The sequence below is a fragment of the Ancylothrix sp. D3o genome (assembly GCF_025370775.1).
Classification (GTDB): Bacteria; Cyanobacteriota; Cyanobacteriia; order Cyanobacteriales; family Oscillatoriaceae; genus Ancylothrix.
In genome coordinates this window covers 702,564-715,195 of sequence record NZ_JAMXEX010000001.1, presented here as the reverse complement: position 1 = coordinate 715,195, position 12,632 = coordinate 702,564, and the positions used below count along the sequence as shown (strand labels likewise).

General features: G+C 39.9%; 6 protein-coding genes. 1 reads left to right on the top strand and 5 read right to left on the bottom strand.

The features are described 5' to 3' along the window. Nucleotides 1-3 precede the first annotated feature (3 nt). Complete coding sequence (locus NG798_RS02975; RefSeq protein ID WP_261220298.1) at nucleotides 4-1,191, top strand: TRC40/GET3/ArsA family transport-energizing ATPase; 1,188 nt, start codon at nucleotides 4-6, stop codon at nucleotides 1,189-1,191. Between the two features lie 24 nt (nucleotides 1,192-1,215). Here NG798_RS02975 and NG798_RS02970 read toward each other — a convergent pair whose 3' ends face one another. From NG798_RS02970 to NG798_RS02950, 5 genes are read right to left on the bottom strand one after another with little or no spacing between them, the layout of a single operon-like run. Then, nucleotides 1,216-3,102: a TolC family protein gene (locus NG798_RS02970; protein ID WP_261220297.1), complete on the bottom strand. Its 1,887-nt coding sequence runs from the start codon at nucleotides 3,100-3,102 to the stop codon at nucleotides 1,216-1,218. Nucleotides 3,103-3,130: 28 nt separating this feature from the next. After that, on the bottom strand, nucleotides 3,131-4,312 hold the full coding sequence (locus NG798_RS02965) for an ABC transporter permease (protein ID WP_261220296.1): 1,182 nt from the start codon (nucleotides 4,310-4,312) through the stop codon (nucleotides 3,131-3,133). A 4-nt stretch (nucleotides 4,313-4,316) separates the two neighbouring features. Next, nucleotides 4,317-5,888 (bottom strand): efflux RND transporter periplasmic adaptor subunit, encoded by a 1,572-nt coding sequence (locus NG798_RS02960; RefSeq protein ID WP_261220295.1) that lies wholly within the window; start codon nucleotides 5,886-5,888, stop codon nucleotides 4,317-4,319. Between the two features lie 20 nt (nucleotides 5,889-5,908). Next, nucleotides 5,909-9,556, bottom strand: a complete 3,648-nt coding sequence (locus NG798_RS02955; RefSeq protein WP_261220294.1) for a helicase-related protein — start codon at nucleotides 9,554-9,556, stop codon at nucleotides 5,909-5,911. A 15-nt stretch (nucleotides 9,557-9,571) separates the two neighbouring features. Beyond that, nucleotides 9,572-12,595, bottom strand: coding sequence for a hypothetical protein (locus tag NG798_RS02950; RefSeq protein WP_261220293.1), 3,024 nt, complete (start codon nucleotides 12,593-12,595; stop codon nucleotides 9,572-9,574). Nucleotides 12,596-12,632 lie beyond the last annotated feature (37 nt).

Below are 12,632 nucleotides of genomic sequence, written 5' to 3'. Positions count from 1 at the left end.
TTTATGCGTTTAATTTTGATGACCGGTAAGGGTGGTGTGGGGAAGACTTCGGTTGCTGCGGCGACGGGGTTACGTTGTGCAGAATTGGGTTATAAAACTTTGGTTTTGAGTACCGATCCGGCGCACTCTTTGGCTGATAGTTTTGATATGGAATTGAGCCATGAGCCGCGTTTGGTTCGCCCGAATTTATGGGGGGCGGAATTGGATGCGCTGATGGAATTAGAGGGCAATTGGGGGGCTGTTAAGCGTTATATTACTCAGGTTTTGCAGGCGCGGGGTTTGGAGGGTGTGCAGGCTGAGGAGTTGGCGATTTTGCCGGGGATGGATGAGATTTTTGGTTTGGTGCGGATGAAACGTCATTATGATGAGGGGGAGTTTGATGTTTTGATTATTGATTCTGCGCCGACGGGTACGGCTTTACGGTTGTTAAGTTTGCCGGAGGTTTCTGGTTGGTATATGCGCCGGTTTTATAAGCCTTTGCAACAGGTTTCTGTGGCGTTAAGACCTTTGGTTGAACCGTTTTTTAGACCGATTGCTGGGTTTTCTTTGCCGGATAAGGAGGTGATGGATGCTCCTTATGAGTTTTATGAGCAAATTGAGGCTCTGGAAAAGGTTTTGACGGATAATTCTAAGACGACTGTTCGGTTGGTTACTAATCCTGAAAAGATGGTGATTAAGGAGTCTTTGAGGGCTCATGCTTATTTGAGTTTGTATAATGTTTCAACGGATTTGATTGTGGCTAATCGGATTATTCCTGAGTCGGTTAATGATCCGTTTTTTGCTCGTTGGAAGGAAAATCAAAAGCAGTATCGCCAAGAAATCCATGATAATTTTATGCCGTTGCCGGTTAAGGAAGTGCCGCTTTATTCTGAGGAAATGTGCGGTTTGCCGGCTTTGGAACGGTTGAAAGATACGCTTTATGCGGATGAAGATCCGGCTCAGGTTTATTATAAGGAAACGACGGTGCGGGTGGTTCAGGATAAGAATGAGTACCGGCTTGAGTTGTATTTGCCGGGAATGTCTAAGGATCAGATTCAGCTTTCTAAAACTGGGGATGAGTTGAATATTACGATTGGTAATCACCGGCGAAATTTGGTTTTACCGCAGGCTTTGGCGGCGTTGCAGCCGGCTGGGGCGAAGATGGAAGATGATTATTTGAAAATTCGTTTTGCCGGTGGGGCTAAGGTTTAAAATAGGGTGGGCAAAGCCCACCTTTTAGGGAGTTTCTATGGTGATGTTCCAGGTGTTTAGGGTGGTTCCAAGAGTTTTTTGAAGGTTGGTTAGGGCGTTTAAATAGTCAATTTGGGCGTTAAGTTCTTGATTTTTGGCAAAAATTAGTTCGTCTTGAAATCTGACAATTTCGCGGCTTGTACTTCTTCCTAGTCGTAGTTTTTGTTGTTCGATGTCGAGTTGTTTTTCTGCTAGTTGAGTGGTGTTTTTGGCGAGTTCGATTTGTTTTAGTTTTAGGTTAATATCGCGTAGCTGGTTTTGAATTTCTATTTCTAGGTTGGCGCGGTTGTCTTTTAATGTGTTTTCGGCTTTAAGTAGGTTTACTTTGCTTCTTTCTACGTCGCTTTTTAAGCTGAGGTTGCCAAATTCGCGGCTTAATGTTATGCCGACGGTTAGGTTTTGGTTGGTGTCGGTGGCGTTGTTAGAAATTCCGTCATAGCTGGCGTTAAAGTCTAGGTTCCAACGTTGGTTATCTTCGGCTAGAAGTAAGTTGAGTTTGAAGATGTCGCGATCTAAGATTGAACTGAGGTAGTTGGGGTTGTTTTCTAGGGCGATTTGTTGGATGTTTTTTGGCTCTGGTAGGTTTATTTCGGGGGTAGGGCTGTCGGTGGGTAGGATGTTAATTTCGCGGTCTATATCTAATATTTGGAGAAGGTTTGCTATTGCTTGTTGGCGGTTGTTTTCTGCTGCTAATAAGATTCCTTCTCTGTCGGCTATGGCTTTTTCGTAGGGGAGGATGTCAACGGGGGCTTGTCTACCGGCTTCGATTAATATTTGAAATTCTGCTTTTCGCTGTTTTGCTAGTTCGAGGAATTGGGTTTCTATTTTTACTCGTTCAGCGGCTTGCTGTAATGTTCGGTAAGCAAAGATAACGCGGGTAATTGTGTCGCTTAGGGTGGATTTTAAGGTGATAATATTAATTTGTTCTCGGATGCGGGCTATTTCTATTGAGGCGCGGTTGATTTCAACTCCAAAGCCGCGCATTAATGGTTGAGTAAATTGTAGTTTTAGGTTTTGTTCAGCTCTGGCTAATTCTGTGTTGGTGGGAAAGTTGTTTGTGTAGTTGTTGCGGGCTGCTCCTACCCATCCAAAGCTAAATTCTCCCCCGGCTGGCATTTTAACAGAAATATCTGCACCGATGGATAGTTGATTGTTGTTATTGTTAGCTATTCCGAACACATTGCGGTTGAGGTTTATGGCTATTTCGGGGGTGAATGTGGGGCGAAATTTTCCTTCTTCTGTGGCGAGTTCTTGTGTTTCGGCTAGGCGATTAAGGTAGGCGTTTTTGATGTCGCGGTTGTTTTGCAGGGCTAAGATTATGGTGTCCGAAAGGGTTAATTGAATGGGCCTATTTTCAGGTATTGATGGTGGGTTTGATTGTGGATTTGATTGTGGGTTTTGTTTGATTTTTTTTGGCGTTTGTTGGGTTGGGTTGGTGGTGTTGGTTTGGGCGATGATTGTTTCTGGTTTGGGGTTATTTGTAAATGAATTGCTAAAGAGTTTGTGGGGCCGGTTGGTTTGGTTTTTAATGGGGTTATTTGGTTGAGGGTTTTGGGGGGTGGCGGGTTGTGAGGCTGGTACGTTTGGAGCGGATTTATTGATAGTTTCGGGCTGTTTTGGTGTTTGAGTTTGGGTTGGTTGGGGTTGGGGGAAGAGGGAAAAAAAGGGGATATTTTGGGGGGTTATTTGGGGGCTTGGTGAGGTTTTAGAGGGTTTTTTTGTGCGGGGTTCTGATTTGAGGGCGAGGCTTGTTGTCAGGGGTATTGCTATGCTGAGAATGACTAAGATTAAGGGGCGTAGGAGGCTGGGTGAAAGAAAGCGGGGTTCCATCGGAGAAGGAGGATAATTTTGATTTTGGGAGGTTTTTTTCATTTTTTTTAAGGGGTTTTGCTAATATTTTTTATTCGGATCGTAGGGCTTTTACGGGATCGAGTTTGCTGGCTCGGACGGCGGGAATAAGACAGGCTCCTACACCAACAAATAAGGCTGAACTTAAGGCAATTAAGGCGGTATTTGAGTCAAATTCGTAGGGTAATTTGAAGCTTTCGGCGACGACAATGGTGATGCTATGTACTGTGATGATGGCTGCAATTCCTCCTACTAGGCTGAGTATGCCGGCTTCGAGAATAAATTGCAACATAATATCACTTTGGGTGGCTCCGATGGCTTTTCTTAAACCGATTTCTGGGGTGCGTTCTATGACGGCGGCAATTGTAATGTTAGCAATTCCGACGCCGCCAACCAAGAGGGCGATTCCTCCGACGGCTAATAAGGCGCGCGATGTCATTTCTAATGTTTCGCGTTGTTGAAGTATTTCCCTAACATTGTTCCTGGCATAAATGGTAGCTTTGGGAAAGCGTTGTTTCATTATTTTTTGGATTTTTTCTTCTAGGGGTTTGATGTCTTCTAAGCTGTTGGGACGGATGGATATTTCCAATATTTCTTGCCTGCCGGTCATGGCATTATAAATGGTTATCGGGACGACTAATTCCCCTTTGGGTTCGCCGCGAAAGGGGCCTTTTGTTTCCATGATTCCGATTACGCTGTAAGGCCGGTTATCAATATAAATTCGTTTGTTGATTGGCGCGGTTTGGCTAAATAGTTTTTCTTTTAAAATTTCATCAATGACAACGACGGGGCGGAAGTTTTCAAAATCGGCGGGGGTGAAATACCGGCCTTCTATTTTGCGCCGGCCTGATGTTTCAAAATGATTAAGGGTGACTGCTGACATACTGGGGTCGGCTTTTTCGTTTTGAAAGATAACGTTTCCTTCTCCAAAACCAAACCAATTTGAGCCACTAATTGCTTTGATTCCTGATAGTCTTTTTTGGAGAAAGTCGATATCTTCTAGTTTCATCACCGGCCCGCTTTCTTCTTGAAATACAAAAAGGGAAACTTGGGGGGCTTCTCTTTCTGCGAGTTCTTTTTCTATGACGGCGCGGCTAATGTTTCCGACTTGTAGGGTGGCGCTGACTGCTCCTACTCCCATAAATACGCCTAATGTTGTTAAGGCAGATCGCAAGGGATTTCCGCTTAAGGAATTCCAAGTTAGGGAGAATAAATCTAAAAAAGATAAAGCCATATTTTTAAGTTTTTTTTCTGGTTTTGGATGGTTTGGTTTCGGTTTCAATTATGAGGGGCATTCCTTCTTCTAAAGGGGGTTCGGGTGGGGGTAAGATTACTTCTTCTCCGGCTTGTAGTCCTGATTTTATTTCGATGGAGGTTAAGCCTTCTAATCCTAATTTGACGGGCTTTTTTTTGGCTTTATTTTGATTGTCGCGTACCCATACAAAGGCGGATGGCCCCTCTCGTTGTAGGGCTTCTATCGGCAAAGAAATAATGTTACTAATTTTTTGGGTAATAATTTCTACGCTGACTAAACCGCCCGGAATTAATGTGCGGCTGGGAGTGTCTAATTGGACGGTTGCGGATACGGTGGCTGTGCCGGTTTGAGTGCCTCCTTCTGTATTGTTTGAGGTGCCGGTGCTGGCAATTGGTGATAAGCTTTTTACCTGTCCTTTATATTGTTGTGCTTGCGGCCCAATGACGCTAATTCTAGCTTCTTGATTGGGGCGAATTTTTGCAGCATCTAAGGTAGTAAGTTGTAGTTTTACAAATTCTTGGGAAGGGTCGCCCAAGGTTAGTAATTCTTCGGAAACTTTGACTCCATCACCGGCTTTTACTTTCACTTCTAAGACGACTCCATCAATAGGAGAGGTGACGATATTATCTTGCAATTTTTGTTCGATTCCTTGGAGGGTTATTTTTGCTTGTTGGAGGGTTAGGGTGCTGGTGGTAACGTTAGTTGTTGCTTCTTTTAATTCGGCTTCTGCTTGACGTTTTTGTTCTCTGGCTGTTTTGAGTTTTTCTTCATCTTGTTGGGCTTTTTGTTGAAATTCTTGCTCGATTTTTTGGGCTTCTAATTGGAGGTTTTGCAGTTCTAATTTTTGTTGGTTTAATTCTGTTTGGCTCTCTCGCAAGGCGGCTTCGGCTGCGCGGACTGTTTGCTGTTGTTTATTGAGTTCTGTTTTGGCAATAAAGCCTTTTTGGTCGAGTTCTTCTACGGTTGTGAGTTCGCGTTGTTGTTCTTCTAGGTCTTGTTTTTTATCGAGGATGTTTTGCTCTCTTGATTGGAGGGTGAGTTCTTGTTTTTGGAGTTTTACTTGTAATTCTTGGAGGCGGGTTTGTTTTTCGCTGTCGCGTTGGGTAATTATGTCTTGCAGGTTTTGTTCGGCGGTTTTAAGTTTTTCTGTGGCGGTATAAACTTTTTCGCGGTTGGCGCTGAGGCTGATTTCTTCTTGGCGAATTTTTGCTTTTTGGCTGTTGCGGTTGGCTTCGGTTTCTGAGTCTCTTAATACGAGCAATTCTTGACTTTTGGAAACGCGATTTCCGACGCCGACAAAGATGCTATCTACTGTTACGTCTGCGGGGGCTTTTAGTGTTTGTTGTCCGCGTAATTCGATGGTTCCGCTGGTGTTAATGGGGATTTCTATGGTGTCTTTTTCAACTTTGAGAAGGCGCACGGGAACCGCTTCGGGGGGCCGGTTGATTATTTGGGCGTAAACAAGCCATCCGCCGGTGCTAATGGCGGCTAAGGTTCCTGAGACGGTTAACCATTTTAGGCCGGTTTTTAGGGGTTTTTTGCCTTTGTCACGCATTTTTTAGAGGCCGGTGGGTTTCATTCCTCGATTATATCTTTGGCTAAGATCATATTTAAAACGTTTAATTCGTTGGAGTTTAAAAGATATTTGCCGGTGAACATTTTTAAGCGCATTTCTTCTAAACTGTAACTTCTAAAAACTACAAAGGGAAATTCTTGATATTGAGTTCCTATGGGTAGGACGTTACCAACAGGGTATAAATTCCGAACATAGGCTGCTAAAATATCTCGAAATCGGTTATCTTCGGGTTCTTCTTGTTTGGAATCAAAATAAGCTTTTAACACATCACCGGCAATAAAACTGAATAAAGGAAAAGCGTAATATTGGTCAACGCGCTGGGTTTTTTGCTCAAAGCGCTGACTTTTTTCTGCACCAAAATTGAGTTTATTAATGAGTTCAATGGCATTTTTAAGGGCGCTGCGTAAATTTTCTGGGTAATTCAAATCGCTGCTGATAAATTTCATATCTCGCCACAGATGAGAATTGACTACATCGGCAATATCAAGGATGCTCATCAAATAGGTTTCTTCTAAGGTTTGATCAGCAATTGGCACAACAAGCAACGCCCCACTGACATAGCCAAATTCAAGATTTCCTAAGTTTAATAAGCTATCAAAGCCTTTGGTAATTAGTTGGGGAAACTGTTGGTTAAAAAACTCTCTTACTTCTAAGTAAGAAAGGCTGCTAATCAGAGTTGATTCGGCTTGGTTTTTGATGACAAAATCCGAATTTCCTAAGAGTTTTTCGAGGCTAAGATAGACGTGCTGCAATTTACGGTCTTTTTTGTTGCGGTTATATTCTCGTTTTAATTCTCTGATTAAGTTTGCCATTTGACTAGAAAAGCTTTCCCCTGCTGCTGAGATAGATTTGCCGCCAATAGGTATCATTAAAAATTTGTCACGTCCAATTTGACCGGCCCCACAAATACGGGTCATTATTGAGGCTTTCAAAATTATTAATAAGTTTAAAAAACTCAATATGCTTTCTTGTAAAGAGTCTTGGGGATTGTCATAATAAACGGCGCGATCTCCTAAATAAAAAGTTAAGTGTTTTTCTTGCGAGTCAAAGCTATCTTCTCCCCTCCCTCGATAAATAACTTGTATCACTTCCATGAGGTTTTTTTCTATTTCAAAACGGGGTATTTCTACTAAAATATGTTTGGCAGTTGGAAAAGATAAACCCCTACTGCCAGATGCAGTCATAAAAATGATTTTAACGTTATTTTTATATTTGTTAACTTCTTGCTTTTCTATTTCAGAAAGGTTAGCATGAATTTCGATGTAGTCTTCATTTTTCTTGAATTTTCCTCTATATTCTGCTATTTTTTCAATGAGTTGGGCTAATCTTGGTTTATCTTGAATGTAAACAATAATTTGGTTAACGTCTGGTTGATTGTAGAGATTTTGTAAGTCTTTCAAAATTTCGGTTTGCAGGTTTTCTGTTATAGAGTCTTTTTGTTTCCTGCTTTCTTCTAAATCAAAACGACAGGATTCTAAAATTATTTTATAAGAGAGATTTAAGGCACTCGCTGGGTAAGAGTTGGCATTGATTATTAAGGCTGATTTTTTCTTAAATTCAAAGGCTTCTTGTGATAAAGGTAAACCGGCATTTTTTGCTTTCCTGAAATAAATTTTATCAGGTTCCGGTGAGGCATCAGCAAGATGTTGAGTAATCACATCTTTGTCTACAATTGACGCATCCGCTACAATAACTTTGGTGTTAAATCCATATTCAGGATTGGTGAGTTTGTATTTTTCTATAATTTCATCGATACCATGTAAAAATTCTGCACCTCCCTCATCGCCGGTGATTTCATCAATCATTATAAATATGTGCTTGATCCGTTGAGAAATTGCTTGCATTTCACTGGTGATAATTGTGTCTGCTTTCTCGTTATAGGCATCTTGAAATATTTTGCAGAGGTGTTTTAAAGTGTTGCCGGTGTCTGTTTTCTTCAAAGATTGAATCGAAACAGTGGCAACAATATTGTTGGTAATTTTTTGGCTAATAAGAGTATAAATTCCTTGGCAGATACTATTCAAAACGCCGCGAGTTTTTGCCCCCGTATCTATTATTGTATCATCGGCGATTCTGTTGAGCCGGTTTGATCTTCCCCCTTGGTTTTCTTCTGTAGAATTGGCAGGAATAAAAGTTACTGGATAATCGCCTAAAATCGGTTGATTTGCTACATATTGAACTGGATAAGAACACAACTCATTGTTATCTCGAATAAAGTTAGCATTTGTGTTGAGACAAACGAGCCGATCATCACATAATTTTTCTGGGGTTTCTTGATCTTTAAATTTTTCAATAATGTCGAGATTTACTTGTTTGCGTGGACTGGCATATAAAAACAAGCAACCTTCATCTAAATGCTTTTTCAAAAAAGTAACAATAGCTGTGGTTTTACCTATTCCGGGGTTGCCGGTTAAAAATAAATAAGCTGCCTCACTTTCGAGCGCTTTTATAATTAATTCAGCATGAGCTTGTCGGAGGTTTAAAGAACCCGTTAAACCCAAATCTTTCATCAAAGCTGCCGGCACTTCTCCAACAGTATTTACAAATTCTTCTAGGCGTTCTGTGTGAGTAATAGATGTAACAGCATCCGGGGGAATTGCTAACAATGCTTCTACCAATTTTTTGCCATCATTAAAGCTTCTTGCTGCACTGCTTTTAATTTTCCGTAAAACCTTATAACGTGCATCTTTAATTTCTTCTTCGTCCTTATATCGATAAATTTCATAACAGCTTTTTAAGATATCTAAATTGCCTTCTTCCACCGCCATCGAACTCATGGCGCGATCACTATATCCAAGAACGTTAAAAAGTATAGAACTGTTTTCTGGCAAAAGCTTATTTTCTTGCAAAAAGCCATAAAAACTGTAAGCATAACTAGCGGCTTGAATTAACTTTGATGTCTCTTTATCTTTGACTTTAAAAAGCTTAAAATAAGTCTTCAAATCTTCGGAAAATTCCACCCCTAAATTTTGCGTATCTATCCGCAACTTGGAAAAGAAGCTTTTAGAACGTAAATACTTAATATCGCGGTTTAACTGCTTCCGCAAAATATCAACAAAACTTAAATCCTCAATTTGTTGCTCAGAATAACCGGAAAACACCGATAAATCTACTGACAAAACCCTAACTTCTTTTTGTTTATATTGCAAAAGCATTAAAGTGTCTGCCTTTAAAAATTCTCCTTTTGCGTTGAAATATTTAGCAATTGTTGTTTCGATTTGTTTAGCATCCAGTTGCTCAAATTGCCCCAAAAGTTGCCCCTGCCAAACTTGCTCATTTTTTAAAACTGTACCAATGCTGTTATCTCCCCAAAAAGAACACTGATAATAAGATATTTCTAAATAGCGAAGCCGTTTTTCTGTCCAACCGGCTGCTTTTAGATATTCCTGAAAGAAATTTAACCCCGCCACAAAGCCTTTTTGTAGGAAAAATAATGTCCACTTTTCTGCTATTTCTCGCTGTACGCTGCTTGTGGTTTTATTAGCAATTTCTCGCAAAATTTTAGGCAATTTGAGTTCTTGCAAATCTTTTAAATACAAATTGCCAAACTTATGTTTAATTTTGTTTTTCTGGATACAAGCCAAAATGCCAATATTAAACCCAACTTCAAAAAGCCGGCCTAATTCTTCAGCAATTTTTCCAGCCATATTTCCCTCCTTTTATTATTGAATATCCAAACAACTTTTTACTCTGGTTAAAAATGCCAAAGAGTTAAATGTTCCTTTGCCTGTCATGTGCTCATAAGACGAAAACGCACCAACAGAAAAATCCCCTATTAAATTTTGATAAGGATCTAGTTTAAAATTAATCGGTTGATCTCTTCTGGCTGTTGCTTCATACCGGGAAAAATGAAACAAACTTAAATACTGCAAAATGTCTTCCTTAAGTGGTGTATCCGAAATCAAACCCTCATAAATATTCGCTGTTGGCATAATTTCTCCATAAAAATTTAACAGCGTTGCATAGGAAATAACCCCATTATAATTGCGATCATTCCCTACAGAAATGCCATTAAATAAATTGAAAAACACGACACACTGCTGATTGCGATCATCTAGCAATGCAGTTAATTCGCTTGTATCCTGAATATACAAAGATTGTGCTTTTAGGTTTTGCAAGTTGACAGCATAATATTTGTCAAAAAACATCGGGTAAATCTTAATATCTTCATAGCTTCCTTTGAGATTCTTAATTACTTCCTTAGACATGAAAAATAAGCCATCGTCATCTTCCTCTCTCGTCAGATGTAATGTACTCGAATAGGGAGCCTTTGCAATATATAAAAAATGTCGAACTCCTCGTTTATACAAATCATGGATCTGATCAATAATTGCCTGGGGACGCTGGAACATTTCCTGATGTTCGTAATTCCCTGAGAACGTTCTAATTTGCCGAATTTGTATCCCTTCTTCTTGTTTCACACCGACGAGGATCTCTCCCATCAAATTAGAGATTTTTTGATTACTTCTCCAACTTTTATCGCATTCCCGACTCGAAACAATCACAATGCCTAATTTATCCAGTTGAGGTAGTAGTTTTGGAGGCAAGATAAACTTTTTCGGCAACACAGAATACAGCGAACTCATCGCATTTTTAAGTTTAAAACTAAACGTATTTGTTCCGTAAGTTCTGATATCAATTCCCTGAGCATTGGCGCGATATTCTTGATTTAATAAATGCGCCAAAACTATCGAGAAATCTAAGATAAATTTCTCAATAGGTAAACTATCATCCTTGTTGCTCACTTGTAACCGCAAAAGTGGCACAAATAAACGATTTTTACCCAACAAAAGCTTCAAGAAAATATAAACCAATAAAGAAAATATAAATTTATACGCAAAAAAATCAGGGGGTTCTAAATTATCTCTTTCTAACTTATAGGGAAATGCTACTAATTTGCGGTTGTTCAATTGCTCATTATAAACTTGACGCGCAAGCTCATCTCGTGACAAAAAAACCACCGGCAAGGCTTTTATTTTATCAATCTCATCATACTGCATCGTAAAACTTTGCTGGTCATCTGTTCCATAATAATTCACCTCATCAATACGCAAACTACCCCGCAAACTAAGCAAAGAATTTGCTGCCAAATTTGCATCCCCTACTGTCAAATACTTTAAAACTTGTTTGGGACTAGCTTGGCTAAATTCTTCGTCTTTAAAAAATGTACTGCGGTTTATAATTCGCTCTATATTATCCTCAAGAATACTCCGACTCACATCAATATGTACCGCTTCTTCCTGTGCCGCAAAAGTGGTTTTTCGCTCAATAACTTTTTTGAGTAAAGTTTTAACTTCCTTAATCCTTTCTGTTATCTTATACTGTTCAAACCCTCTTAAAATATTGCCGAATAGAGTTCTTTTTGCCTCATCATCTCCTCCTTGTAAAACCGGCAATACCGCTGTTTCAAAACGAACCACCGGATCATAATTTAAATCTGACTCAGGATAACCCTCTGTTGCTGGTTTATTCCCCGCAAACACAAAATAATACAAAAACACAATCCGCAACACTTTTCTAGCAAAAATCTCTCGCCGTTGGGGGTCAGAAATTTCTCTTTGATGCTCTTTACTATTGGGATCAAGCAAAGTAGTATAATAATCAAAAACCTTTTTCCCCTTATCATTGCCATGCGCTTGCACTTCTCCATCGAACTTTAACTTTAAGCCTAAAATAAAGTTCAACTCTCCGTTACTTTCATTCTTTGTTTCTCCCAAATACCCATCTATTTTAGGTATCACCGGCAACATATCAAACGCCTCCGCACGCGCAAAGAAATCTCGATAATTTAACTGCACACCGGCATAATTCACCAAATAATGACCATCCCCGCGATTCACATCATTAATATAACTTTCAATTCGCTGCAAACGAGAAATTAAAACATCTAACCATAGAATACCTTGCGGATTTGGGTTACTCCCGCCGATGTAGGCATTATTCCGCAAAAACTTTAAATAAAAAATCATCCCCTGACGCTTCAATTTACCCAGCGTATCTCTGTCAACAATACCCTTAAGCTTTTTAAAATCTGAATGGCTTTCTAAGTCCGCTAAAATATCCTCTAACTCTTCCAAATCCCCCTCATCTTCCCCTGCAAACTTTGCCTGAATATACCTTTGAATACCCTCCCGCAATTGTCCATTAAATTCCTGAGAATTTCTCACAGTCACCGTTAACTTATGAAACTTCAATAACTGCTGATTCGCTGCCTCTTTTTCTAAAGTCAAGCGTCGTTTTTGTAAACCTGGATAGTTGCCAAAAGAATAACTTAAATCCAAATTCGCATTATTACTCTTAAATTGCTGTAAATCCGTCAACAAACTCCCCACAAAATTCTCAATTGTAATTTCCGTACCCCCACTATTTAAAAACCCCTGCAATAACTCTTGTAACCGTCTTTTAATTAAACCTATTTTTTTAGGAAAACTTTCTTCAAAACCCGGACTAAAATTCACTGTTGCAGCTTTCACACTATTAGCAGAAGCCCCCAAAGGATTAGCCGGCTTCAACATCGCCACCTGAGCCGCAACCTCATCAAAATCCACAATCAAACGATTGCCATCCTCAGACAACTTAAACAAATTTGCCGGCGCATTTCGCAAAACCTGTAAAATCTTCTCAAGCAAATCCGAATAATCAACATAAGGCAAATCATCACGACCAAACCTAATATCATTCACCATTTTTCATACCCTCCCTGCTTAACAAAAATTGTACATT